13 protein-coding genes and 1 CRISPR repeat array are annotated in these 17560 nt (G+C 65.7%); of the genes, 8 read left to right on the forward strand and 5 right to left on the reverse strand.

What is annotated here, in order from left to right:
• Positions 1 to 2: 2 nt before the first annotated feature.
• From cas5e to ACYVHH_RS07345, 5 genes are all read left to right on the forward strand, one after another.
• Positions 3 to 656: a type I-E CRISPR-associated protein Cas5/CasD gene (cas5e, locus tag ACYVHH_RS07325; protein ID WP_460564480.1), complete on the forward strand. Its 654-nt coding sequence runs from the start codon at positions 3 to 5 to the stop codon at positions 654 to 656.
• Complete coding sequence (cas6e, locus tag ACYVHH_RS07330; RefSeq protein ID WP_460564481.1) at positions 631 to 1245, forward strand: type I-E CRISPR-associated protein Cas6/Cse3/CasE; 615 nt, start codon at positions 631 to 633, stop codon at positions 1243 to 1245. Before cas5e ends, cas6e begins: the two co-directional genes overlap by 26 nt.
• Before the next feature lie 26 nt (positions 1246 to 1271).
• The gene (cas1e, locus tag ACYVHH_RS07335; RefSeq protein WP_460564482.1) at positions 1272 to 2162 is read left to right on the forward strand and encodes a type I-E CRISPR-associated endonuclease Cas1e; all 891 of its coding nucleotides are present in this window, start codon (positions 1272 to 1274) and stop codon (positions 2160 to 2162) included.
• Positions 2159 to 2458: a type I-E CRISPR-associated endoribonuclease Cas2e gene (cas2e, locus tag ACYVHH_RS07340; protein WP_460564483.1), complete on the forward strand. Its 300-nt coding sequence runs from the start codon at positions 2159 to 2161 to the stop codon at positions 2456 to 2458. Before cas1e ends, cas2e begins: the two co-directional genes overlap by 4 nt.
• A 65-nt stretch (positions 2459 to 2523) precedes the next feature.
• Positions 2524 to 7254: a CRISPR direct-repeat array (repeat unit 29 nt; unit sequence GTGTTCCCCGCGCATGCGGGGATGAACCG).
• Positions 7255 to 7377: 123 nt separating this feature from the next.
• A complete protein-coding gene (locus ACYVHH_RS07345; protein ID WP_460564484.1) occupies positions 7378 to 8844 on the forward strand; it encodes an alanine/glycine:cation symporter family protein in 1467 nt (488 codons plus the stop codon).
• Here ACYVHH_RS07345 and ACYVHH_RS07350 read toward each other — a convergent pair.
• From ACYVHH_RS07350 to ACYVHH_RS07360, 3 genes are read right to left on the reverse strand one after another with little or no spacing between them, the layout of a single operon-like run.
• Positions 8841 to 9611 carry a sulfite exporter TauE/SafE family protein gene (locus tag ACYVHH_RS07350; RefSeq protein WP_460564485.1) on the reverse strand — a complete coding sequence of 257 codons (771 nt, stop codon included), beginning with the start codon at positions 9609 to 9611 and terminating at the stop codon, positions 8841 to 8843. The two genes, ACYVHH_RS07345 and ACYVHH_RS07350, sit on opposite strands and share 4 nt — an antisense overlap.
• An 8-nt stretch (positions 9612 to 9619) precedes the next feature.
• A complete protein-coding gene (locus ACYVHH_RS07355) occupies positions 9620 to 11662 on the reverse strand; it encodes a putative bifunctional diguanylate cyclase/phosphodiesterase (protein ID WP_460564486.1) in 2043 nt (680 codons plus the stop codon).
• On the reverse strand, positions 11646 to 12644 hold the full coding sequence (locus tag ACYVHH_RS07360; protein WP_460564487.1) for an EAL and HDOD domain-containing protein: 999 nt from the start codon (positions 12642 to 12644) through the stop codon (positions 11646 to 11648). The genes ACYVHH_RS07355 and ACYVHH_RS07360 overlap by 17 nt, the downstream gene beginning before the upstream one ends.
• A 98-nt stretch (positions 12645 to 12742) precedes the next feature.
• On the opposite strand from ACYVHH_RS07360, the gene ACYVHH_RS07365 reads away from it, so the two are divergent.
• The 3 genes from ACYVHH_RS07365 to ACYVHH_RS07375 are packed head-to-tail and all read left to right on the forward strand — an operon-like array spanning position 12743 to position 16218.
• Positions 12743 to 14248: a UbiA family prenyltransferase gene (locus ACYVHH_RS07365; protein WP_460564488.1), complete on the forward strand. Its 1506-nt coding sequence runs from the start codon at positions 12743 to 12745 to the stop codon at positions 14246 to 14248.
• Between the two features lie 25 nt (positions 14249 to 14273).
• Entirely contained in the window at positions 14274 to 14639 is a 366-nt protein-coding gene (locus ACYVHH_RS07370; RefSeq protein WP_460564489.1) for an EamA family transporter, read from the forward strand.
• Between the two features lie 31 nt (positions 14640 to 14670).
• Positions 14671 to 16218 carry an ArnT family glycosyltransferase gene (locus ACYVHH_RS07375; protein WP_460564490.1) on the forward strand — a complete coding sequence of 516 codons (1548 nt, stop codon included), beginning with the start codon at positions 14671 to 14673 and terminating at the stop codon, positions 16216 to 16218.
• A 49-nt stretch (positions 16219 to 16267) separates the two neighbouring features.
• On the opposite strand, the gene ACYVHH_RS07380 is transcribed toward ACYVHH_RS07375, so the two are convergent.
• Positions 16268 to 17293, reverse strand: a complete 1026-nt coding sequence (locus ACYVHH_RS07380; RefSeq protein WP_460564491.1) for an SLAC1 anion channel family protein — start codon at positions 17291 to 17293, stop codon at positions 16268 to 16270.
• 22 nt (positions 17294 to 17315) lie between these two features.
• A complete protein-coding gene (locus ACYVHH_RS07385) occupies positions 17316 to 17543 on the reverse strand; it encodes a YgaP family membrane protein (RefSeq protein WP_460564492.1) in 228 nt (75 codons plus the stop codon).
• Between the last annotated feature and the right edge of the window lie 17 nt (positions 17544 to 17560).

Here is a 17560-nt window from a genome sequence, read left to right on the forward strand (position 1 = left end):
GCATGGCCACCTTGCTGCTGCGTTTGCAAGGGCCCATGCAGTCGTGGGGCACCACCAGCCGCTTTGACGAGCGCGACACGCAGTTGGAGCCCTCCAAATCGGGCGTCATCGGGTTGGTGTGTGCGGCCCTGGGCCGTGATCGTGCCGAACCCGTGGACGATCTGGCACGCTTGCGCATGGGCGCGCGCGTGGACCGCGAAGGCGTGCCCATGCGCGACTACCAGACCGCCACCGGTGTGATCAACGCGGAGGGTAAGGCCAAGGCGGATCGAACGGTCATCAGCCCGCGTTACTACCTGGCTGATGCCGTGTTTCTGGTGGGGTTGGAGGGGAACGACCAAGCGCTGCTGGAACGCATTTACTCAGCGTTGCAGGCACCCTACTGGCCGTTGGCCTTGGGGCGCAAGAGCTTTGTGCCCAGCATGCCGGTGGCCTTGTCCGACGCATTGTTGCCGCAGGAACTGCCCGCCGCGCTGCGCTCCTGGCCAAGGCTGGTGCCTGGTGATGAACAGCAAACGCTACGCCTGCTGTTGGAGCATGCAACAGAAGGCGCCGTGCGACTGGATCAGCCCGTAGGAACTTACAGCGACCGGCGCTTTGGGCCGCGTTTTGTCAAACAGGAAATGCTGCATGTACCTGACACGATTGATTCTTGATCCCCGGTGTGCGCAAGCACGCCGGGACTTGGCAGACGCCTACGACATGCACCGCACGCTGTCGCGCGCCTTTGTGATGGGCGATGCCGAACAGCCAACGCGCTTCTTGTGGCGGCTGGAGCGCGACACCAATCCTTGGACGCATCCCACGGTATTAGTCCAGTCTCGTCATGCCGGGGAGTGGGATTCGTTGCAATCCCTGCCGGGCTATCTGCAGAAACCGGCAGAGAGCAAAACGGTTGAGCTTGATAGGCACGTGCAGGCTGGCGCCTATCGCTTCCGCCTGATGGCCAACCCCACAGTGACGCGACTGGGCAAGCGCTATGGTTTGATGGACGAAGAGACTCAGCTGGAATGGCTAAAACGTCAAGGTGTGCGCCACGGCTTTGCCGTCAAGGCCGGTGTGGTGAGTGCATCTGACTTGCTGGAGAGCAAGCGCAAACCGGGGGGCAACGTCACTGTGCAGCAGGTGTGCTTCGATGGGGTGCTAGAGGTGCAGGAACCACCCAGCGTTCGGAACGCTTTGCTGGACGGCATAGGCCCAGCCAAAGCCTTCGGCTGTGGTCTTCTCAGCCTGGCCCGGGCATGATGCTTCCGCCCCTCAAACCGTTACCCATGAAAGACCGTGTGTCCTTGGTCTTCATCCAGTATGGGCAGATCGATGTGTTGGATGGGGCATTCGTGGTGATCGACCAGAACGGCGTGCGCACGCACATACCCGTGGGGTCGGTGGCCTGCATCATGCTGGAGCCCGGCACACGTGTGTCGCATGCGGCGGCGCATCTGGCGTCAACGGTAGGCACCTTGCTGGTTTGGGTGGGGGAGGCGGGTGTGCGCCTCTACGCCAGCGGCCAGCCGGGCGGCGCGAGGGCAGATAGGCTGCTGTATCAGGCCAAGTTGGCACTTGACGACGAATTGCGCCTGAAGGTTGTACGCAAAATGTACGAAGTGCGGTTTGGCGAGCCCGCACCCGCACGGCGTAGCGTGGAGCAACTCCGTGGCATTGAAGGCGCACGGGTGCGCGAGACGTACAAGCTGCTGGCGCGCGAGCACGGCGTGGATTGGCGGGCGCGAAACTACGACCGCCAGCAGTGGGACACGGCAGACGTGCCCAACAGGTGCTTGTCCGCGGCCACAAGTTGCCTGTATGGCATTACCGAGGCGGCGGTGTTGGCTGCCGGGTACGCGCCCGCCGTGGGGTTCATCCACACCGGCAAGCCGTTGTCGTTCGTGTACGACATAGCCGATCTCTTCAAGTTTGAGACGGTGGTGCCTGTGGCGTTTCGTGTGGCCGCGCGCAAACCACACCAGCCTGAACGGGAGGTTCGCTTGGCGTGCAGGGACATCTTTCGGTCAAGCAATCTGTTGACGCGGATCATCCCCGCTATTGAGGATGTGTTGGCAGCTGGGGGCGTGCTTCCACCGGAAGCGCCGACGGAAGCTGTTGCGCCAGCCATACCAAACCCGCAGGGCATAGGCGAAGCTGGGCACAGGGTGCAAGGATGACTTTTTTGGTGGTGGTCACGGAAAACGTGCCCCCGCGCTTGCGTGGGCGTTTGGCCATCTGGTTGCTGGAAGTGCGCGCGGGCGTTTACATCGGAGATGTGTCGAAACGCACCCGGGAGATGATCTGGGAACAACTTCAGGCCGGATTTGAAGATGGCAATGTGGTCATGGCCTGGGCGAGCAGCCATGAGTCGGGGTACGAGTTTCAAACCCTCGGGGAAAACCGCCGGATTCCGGTGGAGTTTGATGGGCTGAGGTTGGTCGCCTTTCAGCCTGTTGGCACGGGTGATCTTTAACAACTCAATTCGGTAAAATTTGACGAGGCATTTTTTCCTTTTGGAATCAAATGCTTGTGTTAAGTGTGTTCCCCGCGCATGCGGGGATGAACCGCGGAATGGACGCGTATGCTTCCCCTCCCACTTGTGTTCCCCGCGCATGCGGGGATGAACCGTCGCCCATCCACGGTGAACTTGGCAGCGTCCAGTGTTCCCCGCGCATGCGGGGATGAACCGGTTGAGCTAGATTCGCCGGAGGCGGCTTTGATGTGTTCCCCGCGCATGCGGGGATGAACCGCGAGGGCTGCAGCGCTCATGCGAACCTCACCTGTGTTCCCCGCGCATGCGGGGATGAACCGTACCCGGAAAAGTTCGAGTTCATGCTCGACAAGTGTTCCCCGCGCATGCGGGGATGAACCGGGGCTTGATCATTTTCGAGCATCAACTCGAACGTGTTCCCCGCGCATGCGGGGATGAACCGCGCCGCATTCCTGGCGACGATGAGGGAGAGCATGTGTTCCCCGCGCATGCGGGGATGAACCGGGTGGACGCCTCAAACACCAGCTTGCCTGAAAGTGTTCCCCGCGCATGCGGGGATGAACCGTAGGTTTGGGCCTCCCTTGGCGTCGTTCCGTCGTGTTCCCCGCGCATGCGGGGATGAACCGACCGCCGAACAGGCGGTTTTTTAATGCCAACTGTGTTCCCCGCGCATGCGGGGATGAACCGTCTGAACACGTCCAGGACATTCTGGATGTGTTGTGTTCCCCGCGCATGCGGGGATGAACCGTTCTTCAGCCCCCCGACGCTGCGCACCACGTCGTGTTCCCCGCGCATGCGGGGATGAACCGCCATCTGCCCTTGCCTGTCCGGTGTCGCGGGAGTGTTCCCCGCGCATGCGGGGATGAACCGGCTGTACGATGATCTGCCAATTCAATACGCAGGTGTTCCCCGCGCATGCGGGGATGAACCGCAATCGCCAGGACTTCGGGTTTGTCCGGCGTAGTGTTCCCCGCGCATGCGGGGATGAACCGCGCGAACTGTGCATACTCAACCGTTGATGCATGTGTTCCCCGCGCATGCGGGGATGAACCGCTGACGGGCCTTTACCTGGTCGGTGTCGCGGTGTGTTCCCCGCGCATGCGGGGATGAACCGCAAAATTGCATCCGCAATGCCTTTGCCTTCAGGTGTTCCCCGCGCATGCGGGGATGAACCGGCCATGAAACTTGTGGACGGCTCCATCGTGGCGTGTTCCCCGCGCATGCGGGGATGAACCGACGTCGGCAACCTGGGCGGCGGTGGCGGTGGCGTGTTCCCCGCGCATGCGGGGATGAACCGCCAGAACGGAAAATTTTACTTCTATAGAAGTTGTGTTCCCCGCGCATGCGGGGATGAACCGCCTGGGCCAGCACTTGGCGCATCAGGCAGTTCGTGTTCCCCGCGCATGCGGGGATGAACCGCGCTTCACCGACGCGCACCTCTTCCAGGGCTAGTGTTCCCCGCGCATGCGGGGATGAACCGGTCACGGAGTCGGCGCCTGCAACCTGCTTCCAGTGTTCCCCGCGCATGCGGGGATGAACCGTCGGACATGTACACATCAGCACCACCGATGATGTGTTCCCCGCGCATGCGGGGATGAACCGCCTACGCGCAGCCTGGGCGCGTTCTGGCCCCAGTGTTCCCCGCGCATGCGGGGATGAACCGTCCACAGCGTTGATGCCGCTGTAATTCTTCAGGTGTTCCCCGCGCATGCGGGGATGAACCGCAGGCGCCGCCGGATTACGCGGGCGCGTGTGCGTGTTCCCCGCGCATGCGGGGATGAACCGCCTTTTCCATGAACGGCGCTCACATCATTTATGTGTTCCCCGCGCATGCGGGGATGAACCGTGCTGATGCGAGGATGGTTCGGCGAGGTTCAGGTGTTCCCCGCGCATGCGGGGATGAACCGCGGTGGGAGGGCAGGGGGCGCACCAGTACTGGGTGTTCCCCGCGCATGCGGGGATGAACCGCAATCATGACCCCGACTTACTACGTGCAACACCGTGTTCCCCGCGCATGCGGGGATGAACCGGCTGGGGGTGTGCACCAGACGTTGGTGAATCAGTGTTCCCCGCGCATGCGGGGATGAACCGGCCTCCGACCACGTGGCCGCAAACTCGACGATGTGTTCCCCGCGCATGCGGGGATGAACCTACCGTGGCGGCATGTTTGCCGTCATTGAAGACGTGTTCCCCGCGCATGCGGGGATGAACCGTCGCGCAAGGAAGCCGACAGCCCGACCTATCGGTGTTCCCCGCGCATGCGGGGATGAACCGGCTGGTCAGGCCCGACGCGCGGCCGACGACGAGTGTTCCCCGCGCATGCGGGGATGAACCGGACGCCGGCGTAGGGCAGGAAACCCTGCTTGGCGTGTTCCCCGCGCATGCGGGGATGAACCGTCGCCGGCGTAGGCCACGGCGGCGGCGTCCGTGTGTTCCCCGCGCATGCGGGGATGAACCGATGGAATCCATGGCGGTGGGCAGGGTGCCGGAGTGTTCCCCGCGCATGCGGGGATGAACCGCCATTAGCCATTCCTCAGTGTTGCGACTTGCAGTGTTCCCCGCGCATGCGGGGATGAACCGCGACGCCGTACCAATTGGCGGCACACGCACGTGTGTTCCCCGCGCATGCGGGGATGAACCGTAGCCGGGCTGATCGATGTGGTGCAACCCGTCGTGTTCCCCGCGCATGCGGGGATGAACCGATGATGTCCGAGCTATTGGCCTGACTTGTCCGGTGTTCCCCGCGCATGCGGGGATGAACCGGTAGACAACTTCCTCAGTGGCGGCGGCTCCTGGTGTTCCCCGCGCATGCGGGGATGAACCGACGAAATCCACGCCCATGTGGCGATGGGTATCGTGTTCCCCGCGCATGCGGGGATGAACCGTGGAGTGCCTGGGCCATGTTTAAGGTTGCTGCGTGTTCCCCGCGCATGCGGGGATGAACCGCATCGGGTACCGTTGGAGTCGGCAACGATCCGTGTTCCCCGCGCATGCGGGGATGAACCGCGTTTTGACGATCCGGTCCGCTTCCGGGACTAGTGTTCCCCGCGCATGCGGGGATGAACCGCCCATCATCACCGTGACGGCAGGGCACTGCGCGTGTTCCCCGCGCATGCGGGGATGAACCGCGCGAGGGGTGCATCCATGTCCCGGCTGAGCGGTGTTCCCCGCGCATGCGGGGATGAACCGAAACGTACACGCAAACCGTTTGGCTGGCTGCTGTGTTCCCCGCGCATGCGGGGATGAACCGCGCGAGGGGTGCATCCATGTCCCGGCTGAGCGGTGTTCCCCGCGCATGCGGGGATGAACCGAAACGTACACGCAAACCGTTTGGCTGGCTGCTGTGTTCCCCGCGCATGCGGGGATGAACCGACAGCACCTCAGTACATCAGTACATTGGACTGGTGTTCCCCGCGCATGCGGGGATGAACCGGCACCCTCGTTCTCTTCCACCAGCCACTGCTGGTGTTCCCCGCGCATGCGGGGATGAACCGAAGTACTGGATGGTCTCGCGCGAGCTGGTGATCGTGTTCCCCGCGCATGCGGGGATGAACCGTTCATGGCCGACACCTCATTGAGCATGCGGTCGTGTTCCCCGCGCATGCGGGGATGAACCGCGTAACGAAGATATCGCCGTATGCATCTTTTTGTGTTCCCCGCGCATGCGGGGATGAACCGCGCGCCGTATCCAAGCGGCGGCGCATCTTCGCGTGTTCCCCGCGCATGCGGGGATGAACCGGACGGCAAGCCCGGCGAGAAGGCCTACCGCTTCGTGTTCCCCGCGCATGCGGGGATGAACCGGCCATAGGCGCAAGTGCCGCGGGCGTGGTGATGTGTTCCCCGCGCATGCGGGGATGAACCGAAGGCATCCGCCGCTACAGGATCGCCCCGCACGTGTTCCCCGCGCATGCGGGGATGAACCGGTGGCGGGGTCAAGGGCAAGGGTGCGTATGCCGTGTTCCCCGCGCATGCGGGGATGAACCGTCGGCGCGCACCCAGCGGATCGGCACGCCGGTGTGTTCCCCGCGCATGCGGGGATGAACCGATGCCGTTGGTGATGCTCTTGTTGGCCAGTGCGTGTTCCCCGCGCATGCGGGGATGAACCGCGATCAGGGCGCGGGCTGTGCAGCTGGTCAATGTGTTCCCCGCGCATGCGGGGATGAACCGAACCTACGGTCGATCCTGGCGCGCGTGGCGTGGTGTTCCCCGCGCATGCGGGGATGAACCGGCCATGGGTGCGGATACCCTACTGACTCTCACGTGTTCCCCGCGCATGCGGGGATGAACCGGTGTGTTTATGGAGTCCAACGGCTTTGCCCGTGTGTTCCCCGCGCATGCGGGGATGAACCGAACTAAATTCAGTTCTTGAGCAGGCTCCTAGGGTGTTCCCCGCGCATGCGGGGATGAACCGCCCTAGCCGTATGCATCACCGCGTCAGTCGCGGTGTTCCCCGCGCATGCGGGGATGAACCGTCGCGTGACGGCTGCCATGTCAGTTCAGGTCGGTGTTCCCCGCGCATGCTGGGATGAACCGCCGAGCACGAAAGGCGAATGGCGCAACTCAAGGTGTTCCCCGCGCATGCGGGGATGAACCGGCGGAGCGGAGTGCGCCCTCTGCGCATTCCTTGTGTTCCCCGCGCATGCGGGGATGAACCGACCACACAGGAAACACTTGTGCCATGAGCATTCGTGTTCCCCGCGCATGCGGGGATGAACCGCCAGCTATGACGCCTCAGTCAACTACGAAAAGGTGTTCCCCGCGCATGCGGGGATGAACCGACGACAGAGGGGAGCGGCGCCACTTCGCTGACGTTGTCCCCACGCATGCGGAAATGTATTGCTTCGCACAGGCAGTGATGTGTCTGTGAGTTTTGCGTGGGGGGCGTTACAGTAAGTACCGCCATGCCAACCACCCTCGACGCCCACATCAACGCCCTTGTGGAGCCGGTCTCCCGGGCTGTGGCCGGTGTGGTGTTCCACAGTGTCGAGGTGGCCGGAGTCAGCGTGCCCCTGATCGTCGGTTGGCTGATCCTGGCCGGGCTGGTTTTCACGGTGTATTTCGGCGGCATACAGGGGCGGGGCTTCCGCCATGCGCTGCACCTGACCCGGGGCGATTACACCGATCCCGCTGCCCGCCATGCGGGCGAGACCACGCATTTCCAGGCGCTGACCATGGCACTCTCCGGCACGGTGGGGCTGGGCAACATCGCAGGCGTTGCCGTGGCCGTCAGCCTGGGCGGGCCGGGGGCCACGTTCTGGATGATCGTGGCCGGTCTGCTTGGCATGGCCACCAAGTTCACGGAATGCGTGCTGGGGGTGAAGTACCGGCGTGAACACGCCGACGGAACGGTATCCGGCGGGCCCATGCACTACCTGTCGCGTGGTCTGGCAGATCGCGGCATGGCGCGCACCGGCAAGGTTTTGGCCGGGGTGTTTGCCATCTGTTGCGTGGGCGGGGCCCTGGGTGGCGGCAACATGTTCCAGGCCAACCAGGCCTTTGGGCAGGTGCTGGGTGTCACCGGCGGGGCCGAGGGGCCGCTGGCAGGCATGGGTTGGCTCTTCGGTGTGCTGCTGGCGGCATTGCTGGCCTGGGTGGTGGTGGGCGGCGCCGAAAGCATTGCCCGCACCACTTCGCGGCTCGTGCCTTTCATGGCGGGCGTTTACCTGGTCGCCGGCTTGGCGGTGCTGGTGGTGCACGCCGACCGCATTCCCTGGGGCTTGTGGCAGATCGTCTCGGGCGCTTTCTCGCCCGAGGGCGTGGCGGGCGGTGCGGTTGGCGCTCTGATACAGGGGTTCAAGCGTGCGGCCTTTTCCAACGAGGCGGGCATCGGCTCCGCCGCCATTGCGCATTCCACCGTTCGCACCCGTGAGCCGGTCACCGAAGGGTATGTGGCGCTGCTGGAGCCCTTCATCGACACGGTCGTCATTTGCACGATGACCGCGCTGGTCATCGTCATCAGCGGCAGCCTGGGCACAGGCCTGACGGGCGTGCAGCTCACGTCGGTCGCCTTTGCCAGCGTGATTTCCTGGTTCCCCTATGTGCTGGCGGTGGCGGTGGTGCTGTTTGCGTTTTCCACGCTGGTCACGTGGTTCTACTACGGCCTCAAGGGCTGGACCTACCTGCTGGGGCGCCGCGCGCGCTCGGTGTGGGTGTACCGTGCTGTCTTCTTTGCTTGCGTGGTGCTGGGGTCAAGCGCCGATCTGGCCCCCGTGATCGACTTTTCCGACGCCATGGTTTTCATCATGGCGGTTCCCAATGTGATCGGCCTGTACCTGCTGGCCCCCGTGGTGAAGCGCGAGCTGCGGGCCTACGAGGCCAGGCGGCGCAGCGGCGAGGTGCGCAGTTTTCGGGTGTCGCGCCGCGCCTAGGCCTGGTTGCGGGCGAAGAACAGCGCGCTCATCACCAGGCCGGTGAGTACGACGACGGCACGTACCCAGCTCGCTGGCAGGCGTTTAGACCAATGGGCGCCGGCGTAGCCGCCTGCGGTGGCCGACACCATCATCAGCACTGCGGGCCCCCAGGCGATGGCGCCCGCCAGCGCGAAGGTGATGACCGACAACACCGACAGCACCAACGAATTCAGGTTCTTGAGCGCGTTGGTGGTGTGCAGGTGCCTTTCCCCCGTCACGGTATAAAGCGCCATCAGCAGGATGCCGAGCCCGCCGTTGAAGTACCCGCCGTAGATGGCCACTGCCATCAGCCCCAGGCCGCGCCAGCGTTCGTAGGGGTGGGCCGTTTGCCCGTCGGCGGGCGAGGCGCGCCTAGCCAGCCACGGCCCGGCCACGAAGAGCAGCGTGGCGAACAACAGCAGCCAGGGCACCAGCCCGCTGAAGACGGCAGAGGGGGTGACCAGCAGCAGCAAGGCACCCAGAACGCCGCCCGTTGCGGCGATCAGTGTCTCGGCCCTGAGCCGGGCCCACGGCAGCCGCCGCAGTTCCGCCTTGAAGCCCAGCGTGCTGCCCAGGTAGCCGGGGCTCACCGCCAGGGCGCTCGTGGCATTGGCCACGATGGGCGGAACCCCCGTGAACACCAGGGCCGGGAAGGTGAGGAAACTGCCGCCGCCAGCGATGGCGTTGAGCACACCGGCCGCGAAGGCTGCGAACGCCAGCAGCGCGGCGTTTGAAAGGCTGTCCATGGGGGGTATCAGTCCAGAGGAAGGCGCACGTCTTCAAGCACCATCTGCTCGTAACGTGCCACGGCCACGGGCGGGCTGAACAGGTAGCCTTGCAGCTGGTCGCAGCCCAGGTCGCGCAGAAAGCCCATCTGCTCGCGGCTTTCCACGCCTTCGGCCACGATCTCCTGCCGCAACTGCTGCCCCATGGTCACGATGGCGCGTGCGATGGCGCAGTCGTTCGCCTGGGCGGGAATGCCCACCACGAACGAGCGGTCGATCTTGAGCGTGGTGATGGGGAATTTCTTGAGATAGGCCAGGCTGGAGTAGCCGGTGCCGAAGTCGTCCAGGGCGATGCCCAGCCCCATGGCGGCCAGTTCGTTCATGATGGGGGTGACTTCGTCGGCACCGCGCACCATCAGGCTTTCGGTGATCTCCAGCTTGAGCTGCTGGGGCTGCACCCCGTGCTCGCGCATCAGGCTGTCGATGCGCTTGGGCAACTGCTTGTCAAACTGCCTTGCCGACAGGTTGACGGCCATGGGCGGCATGTGCAGGCCGCGTTCGCGCCATTCCCGGATCTGCCTGCACGCCTCTTGCAGCACCCAGTCACCCAGTTCAAGGATGAGGCTGGTCTCTTCGGCCACCGGCACGAAGTTGCCGGGCGCCATGAGCCCGTGGCGGGGGTGTTGCCAGCGCAGCAGCGCCTCGGCCCCCACGATGCGGCCATTGCGCAGGCTGACTTTCGGCTGGTGGTACAAGAGCAGTTCACCGTGGGCCAGGGCGTGACGCAGTTCGTTTTCGATGCGAAAGCGCTCGTTGGCCTTCTGGTTCATTTCCTCGCTGAAGTAGGTGGGCTCGCCATCGGCCTGTTCCAGGCCACGCGTGTTGGCCACTTCGGCACAACGCAGCAGCGCAGCGGTTTCGGCGCCGTTGTCCGGGAACACGGCAATGCCGATGCTGGCCGGGCAGTGCACCTCGTGGCCAGCCGCCTGGTAGGCGGGCCGCAGCAAGGCGAGCAGCTTCTGGGCCACCAGGCCCGCATGCTCGCGCTTGCGCAAGCTGGGCAGCACCACGGCCAGCTTGTCGTGCCCCAGCCGCGCCAGAATGTCCTGCTCCCGCAGGCCGTCCTGCAGCCGGTCGGCCACCTGTTTCATCAGGTCGTCCCCGGCGTCATGGCCCAGTGTGTCGTAAACCCAGCCCAGGCGTTGAAGCTGCACCACCAGCATGCCAATGACCTCGCGGCTCCTGCGCGCCTGGTTCAGGTTCTGGTCCAGCAACTGGTTCAGCAGCAGGCGGTTGGGCAATCCCGTGACACTGTCGAAGTTGGCCAGGCGCTGCAGCCTTGCCTCGGTTTCCTTGTGGGCGCTGATGTCCGAGAAGATCGAGAACGCGTGGGTGATCTCGCCCTTGTCGTTGCGGGTGGTGCTGATGCACACCGACTGAGGGAATATCTCGCCGTTCTTGCGGCGGCCCAGGATCTCGCCCAGCCACAGCCCGGCGCCTTTCATTGCTGACTGGACGTGGGCGCGGAAGTCCAGCCCGTGCTTGCCCGAGCGCAGGATGTCCGGCGTCTGGCCGATCGCCTCCTCGGCGCTGTAGCCGGTGATGCGGGTGAAGGCCGGGTTGACCATGACGATGCGCTGGCTGGCGTCGGTGACCATCACGCCCTGGTGGCTGTCCTCGATGATGCTGACGTACAGGCGCAGCCGCTCCTCGGCGCTGTTGCTGCCATTGGCCAGTTCGGGTTCGTACAGCGCCTCCATGCCTGAAGGTTCGCCATCGGCGTCCCGCAGCAGACGCAGGGTCAGGTGGCTTGCAACCACCTTGCCGTCCTTGTTGCGGCGCACGATGTGCTGCCGGGTTTCGTCCACCCCGGGTTGCCAGGCGGCGAGCTCCGCCAGTTCGTCGCTGTCGGCGCCCGCCAGCAGCACCAGGTGTTTGCCTATGGCTTCTTCCGCGCTGAACCCGAAGAGTTCGGTTGCGCCGCCGTTCCAGCCCGTCACGTATCCCGCGAGGTCCAGGGTGATCCTGGGCACCGTGCTTGTGTCGAGGGTGGGTTCAGCGGCTGCCGCCATTGTCTTTGTCTCCGCCCGTCAGGCTGAGCATCCAGGAGCAGGCCTGGGGCAACAAAAGGTTGTGGTCGTTGATGTCCAGGCCCAGCTGCCCCAGCAAGGCGGCCAGCGCGGGGCCGTCTGCCTGTTCGCTGGCCTGCCAGGTGCGCAGCAGCAGGCCCAGGTCGCCCGCGTCTTCCAGCAGGGCCTGCCGGAGTTCGGTGGTCAGGTTCAGCGGCGGCAGCACCTGCGCCAGCGGTTGGCCGAAAAGCACGCCGAGCATGGAGAACATGCCCGCCATGAAGGCCTGGTCCTGCTGCGCACGGTCCAGCCCCGCTTCGTGTGCCAGCAGCTCCATGCCCCGGGCCCTGAGGGTCACATGGGCCATCAGCATGGCACTGCGGGGGTCGTCGTCGCGTGCCGCGAACAGCAGCAGGTTGACCCAGCGCCGCAGTTGCTGGCGCCCCAGCATCAGAATGGCCTGTGCGAAGCTTGTGACGACACGGCCGCTGCCCGTTCCCGCAGAGTTGACCAGCCGCAGCAGCTGGTACGAGAGCGTGGCGTCGTGCCGGAACACCTCTTCGATTTCATGCGTTTCGGCGTCGGATGCCACCAGTTGCAGCAGCCGCATGGCCTGGGTGCGCGAAGCCGACTGCGCCGAGGAGGGTTTGGCCGGTGGCTGCAGGTACCAGCGGCCAGCCAGCCAGTCTTTCCCGGCCGGGGCCAGGAAGCCGGTGTCGGATTCCGCCACCGCCGAGGATTCGGTAACCACCATCCCGGCGGCAACCAGAGCCTGCCGCACATCGGCGGGCCAGGGCGCCACCGATGTCGCATCCCAGAGGCACGGCACCTGCCGGGCCAGCGCAGCGACACAGTCCTGGGCGAACCAGGGCAGCAGGTCGGCGGGCCGCTCTGTTGCGGCGCGCCACTGCAATGCCCCCGGCTTGCCTTGCCGGTCGGCGAGCAGCCGGACATAAACCTGTGTGTCAGGCAAGGGTGGGGTCATGCGTGGATATCCTCCGCTCCTCTGTGGCGCAAACGAATATCGTACAACCTGACGAAGGTGGCGTGCCTACAATCGGCCGCATATTTCCAGTTTTCCACATGACGCACCCACCTCTGCACGCCCGGTCACCGTCACCCGCTTCTGCCGAGCCGCTGCCCGCGGGCGTCCCGCTTTACGTGGATCTGGACGGCTCCCTGGTGCGTTCAGACACGCTGCACGAGTCGGTGCTGCTGCTGTTGCGGCTGAGCCCCTGGTTCCTGTTGCGCATGCTCTGGTGGCTGCTGGGCGGCAAGGCGGCATTCAAGCGCCGGGTGGCCGAGCACGTGTGCCCGGCGCCGGACTGTCTGCCCTACCACGGCCCCTTCCTGGCCTGGCTGCGGGCCGAGCGCGAAGCGGGCCGAAAGCTGGTGCTGGCCACGGCGGCCGATGCGCGCATAGCCCACGCCGTGGCAGACCATCTGGGGATTTTTGACGCGGTGCTGGCCAGCAACGACGCTGGCGGCGGCGTGAACCTGAACCGCCACCGCAAGCGCGAAGCGATCGAGCAGCATGCGCGTGCTGCTGGCCATGACCGTTATGCCTACGCAGGCAACAGCCGCGACGACCTGCCTGTCTGGGCGGGGGCGAGTGCGGCCGTGGCGGTGGACACGCCTGCAGCGGTGTTGCACGAACTGCGGTCGCGCCACCCGCAGGCCAGGGTGTTCGGCAGCGACCCGGTCACCTTGCGCCACTGGCTCAAGGCTATCCGCCTGACGCAGTGGGCCAAGAATGCCTTGCTGTTCATTCCCTTGCTCGCTGCCCACCTGTGGGATCTGGGGGCCTGGGTGCAGGCGGGCTGGGCTTTCGTGGCCTTCGGCCTGTGCGCTTCGGCCACTTACCTCATCAACGACCTGCTTGACCTGCCCAACGACCGCCGTCACGCGCACAAGCGGCACCGCCCCCTGGCGGCGGCGCGCATCGGCATCGCGCCTGCCGTGCTGGCGGTGGCCGTGCTGCTGCCCGCCGCGCTGGCGCTGGCGTGGTGGGTGGCGCCACCGTTCCTGGCGGTGCTGGTGCTGTACACCGGGGTCACGCTGGCGTATTCCTTCCACCTCAAGCGCGTGGCGCTGCTCGACGTGCTGGTGCTCTCGGGCCTGTATACCTTGCGTCTGGTGGCCGGTGCCATGGCTGCAGGGGTGGAACTGTCCAACTGGCTGCTCGCCATCTCGCTGTTCCTGTTCCTGGGGTTGGCGCTGGTCAAGCGTTGCGCCGAACTGGAGGAAGTGCTGCTCGACACCGAGTCCAACCAGGCGCGCGGCCGGGGCTACCACCAGGACGATCTGCCGGGCCTGCGTGCCATGGGCGTGTCCAGCGGATTCATCACCGTCATGGTGCTGGCGCTCTACATCGACAGCCAGAACGGCCGCGAGCTGTATGTCCAGCCCGAATGGCTGTGGGGCGTGGCGCCGTTGCTGCTGTGGTGGATCATGCGCATCTGGCTCAAGACCGGACGGCGCGAACTCCACGGCGAAGACCCGCTGCAGTTTGCCCTGCACGACCGTTTCAGCTGGTGGACGCTGGCAGGCATGGGCGTGCTGGGTGCGCTGGCCACCTGGGGTATTTGACGGACGTTAGAGCGGAGACCTGCACATGACTGGCAAATTCCTTCCCCTGGTGCTCGCGGTGCTGTGCGTGACGCTGTCGGCCGCTGCCCAGCTGGCCATGAAGGTGGGCATGGCGCCACCGGCCGGCAGCAGCGTGGGCAACACCTACCTGCACGCGCTCACCAGCCCCTGGGTGTGGGTGGGCCTGGGCTTTTATGGCCTGAGCGCCGTGGCCTGGCTGTGGGTGCTGTCGCGCCTGGACGTGAGCCTGGCCTACCCGCTCGTGAGCCTGGGCTTTGTGCTCACCATGGCGGCGGGCGTGCTGTGGCTGGGCGAGCCCTGGTCGTGGCAGCGCGCGGGCGGTGCCTTGCTGATCGTGGCGGGCGTGCTGCTGATGGCTTCCGACGCCTGAACATGAACAACCCGCAGCGAAAGCCTTGCGAATGAATCCTTCCTTTGCTCCCATGTCTGGCGGTTTTGAGGCGGCACGGGCCCGTCGTGTGTTCTGGCTCACGTTCTGGGTCACCTTGCTGCTCAAGGTGGTGCTGGCGGCGGGCTTCCCCATGACGGGGGACGAGGCCTTCTTCTACCAGTGGGGCGTGTACCCGGCGCTGGGGTATTCCGACCACCCGCCCATGATCGGCTGGTGGCTGACCGCCCTGCGGCAGATCAGCGAGCACCCGCTGGCCCTGCGTTCGGCCACGCTGCTGGTCACCAGCGTCATTGCCCTGGGGGTGGTGGACCTGGCGCGCCGCTTCCTGCCCACGGAGCGCGAGGCATTGGCCTGGTGGGCGGGCGCGGTGTACCTGGCCATGCCGTGGTCTTGGCTCTTCGTGCTCGTCACCACCGACACGCCACTGGTGTTCTTCATGGCCGTGTCGGCCTGGTGCTTCCTGCGGGCCGAGGCTGCCGGTGGCCGCGCGGGCTGGTACGCATTGGCGGGCCTGTTCGTGGGCTTGGCGTTCCTGTCCAAATACTTTGCCGCCCTGCTGGGGCTGGCCTATGCCTTCTATGTGCTGGGCTGGCGGCGCGACCGCTGGTGGGCGCTGCCCTGGATGTTCCTGTTCGCCGCGCCGTCCATCGCGTTGAACCTGTACTTCAACGTCACGCACGGCTGGCCGAACATCATGTTCAACTTCTACAACCGCAACGAAGGCAGCCACTGGCAGTGGCAGACCTTTGCGGTGTACGTGGGCATGGCGCTGTACCTGTTCACCCCTTGGCTGCTGTGGCAGGGGTTGGCTGCGCGTGGCCGCTCGCTGCCCATGGGGCGTGTAGCAGCGGTGCTGTGGCTGTTCCCCATGGCCGTGTTCGCCTTGCTGGCTCTGCGCCGCAGCATCGGGCTGCACTGGGTGCTGGGCTTCGTGCCGCTGTTCGTGCTGTGGGCCGCCATGCGCCTGCACCCGGGGCAGCTGCGCCGCGCCTGGCGCTGGACGTTCGCCTTGTCCGTGCCGCACCTGCTGGCGGTGGTGGCCATTGCCTGGGTGCCGCTGGCGTGGTGGCAGACCAGCAAGCTGTACGAGAAAGCTGTGTTCCTGCGTGAAACCCCGGCCATCGTCCAGGCGCTGGAAAGCAGTCTGCCCGAAGGCGGCCGCCTGATGGCCTACGCCTACAGCCCTGCGGCCATCCTGTCGTATTTCCATGGCAGCTACGTGCCGGTGTATGGTGTGGGCCGCCACCATGCCCGCCAGGACGACCAGCTGGTGGACTTCCGCGAGTGGGAGGGCAAGACGGTGCACGTGTTCTTCCGCGACCCGGTGCAGCCCGAGGCGCACCAGGCCTATTTCGAACGCGTGAGCGTGCGTACCTTCGACGTGAAGGGCGTGACCTACCACGTGCTGCAGGGCGAGGGCTTTCGCTACCAGCCCTACCGCGAGCAGGTGCTGGCCGAAGCTGCCCGGCAGTTCCACGACTACCCGCGCTGGCTGCCTTTGTGGGGCAGCCCGTTCTGCGAGCGCTACGGCTTCAAGGACTGTTCGCCCGGACGCTGAGGCCGGTGGCGTTCTGCCAGCGGCCCTGATACGGCCGGGCTGTCCCGGTTCAGGGCGATGCGGGGATGATGTTGGCCACCGGCTCCGGGGCCAGCAGGCTGCCGTTGCGCAGGCCGCGCACCGTGGCAAGCACCAGCCCCACGATGACCAGTGACGTCACCGCCAGCATCAACACGCCGGCCGTCTGCATGGCTGGCTGGCCTTGCAAGGCCGCCAGCCGCAGGGTGAGTGCGGTGAAGGCGGCCAGCGGGAAGGACAGCGCCCAGAACGCCACGCCGAAGGGTTGCCCCACCATGCGCCTGGCCTGGGCACCCACCCACAGCAGGCTGAACAATGCCACGCCCCAGAAGCCTTGGGCCACCCAGGCGGGGGCCTGGAACTGCAGCATGCCCAGGCCGATCACCGCTGGCGGTGCCACGGTGATGAACCAGGTGGGCAGCAGGCGTTCCGGCAAGGGGCTGTGCGCCAGCCGCCGCGTGAGCACCAGCACCAGCACCACCGGCCAGAACAGCAGACCGATGCCGAGCTGCGCGGCAGACCACACCTCGTGCCCCAGCCCCACGCCCGCCAGCGGGGCCACCACGTTGCCCACCACCGGAATGAACAGCACGGGCGTGACGCCCGGCCACAAAGCCCCTGCCTGTGCCGATGTGCCCGCGTTGGGCATGGGCGCCAGCCAGCGGCCCAGCACCCACAGCGTGGCCCACAGCTGCAGCAGGCTGCCTGCCCACCATATGGCTTGCAGAACCGCCCCTTGCAGCCCCAGCGCATACCCGCAGGTGGCCAGCAGCAGCAAAGACACCGGTACCGTCGCCACGAAAGCGTGGCGCACCGGGTGCTTCAGGTCCTCTTCCAGCGCCTGCGGGTAGCGTTGCCAGCGCAGCAGGGACGCCGCCGCCAGCACCAGAAACACCAGCAGCGCCACGCCACTGAGCACCAGGGCCGCGCCCGTGGCCATCTCGCCCAGCGCCGCTTCCCCAGCCCGCCACGCCAGCGCCAGCCCGCACAACCCCATCACCAGCGAGAACCAGCCGGGCATCAAGAACTTCAAGGGGGTGGCGGATGATGTGGCCATGGTCGCGCAGGAGGAGAAGGGGTCAGCAGGACTTGCAGGGCAGGGCGCCCTCAGGCACGCCCAGCTTCTTCAGGATGATAGCCAGCGGGCAGAAGTTGGTGAAACCGAACTGCAACAGGTTCAGCCCCACGAAGGCCGTGAAGGCCAGGAACCACTGGCTCACGAACAGCGGGCTGGCGGGCGCGCCCAGCGCCACCGACACAAACACGAAAAGACCGGCAATCACGCGGATGTAACGCTCGACGTTCATGGCAAAACTCCTTTGAG

Source organism: Hydrogenophaga aquatica (assembly GCF_054780915.1).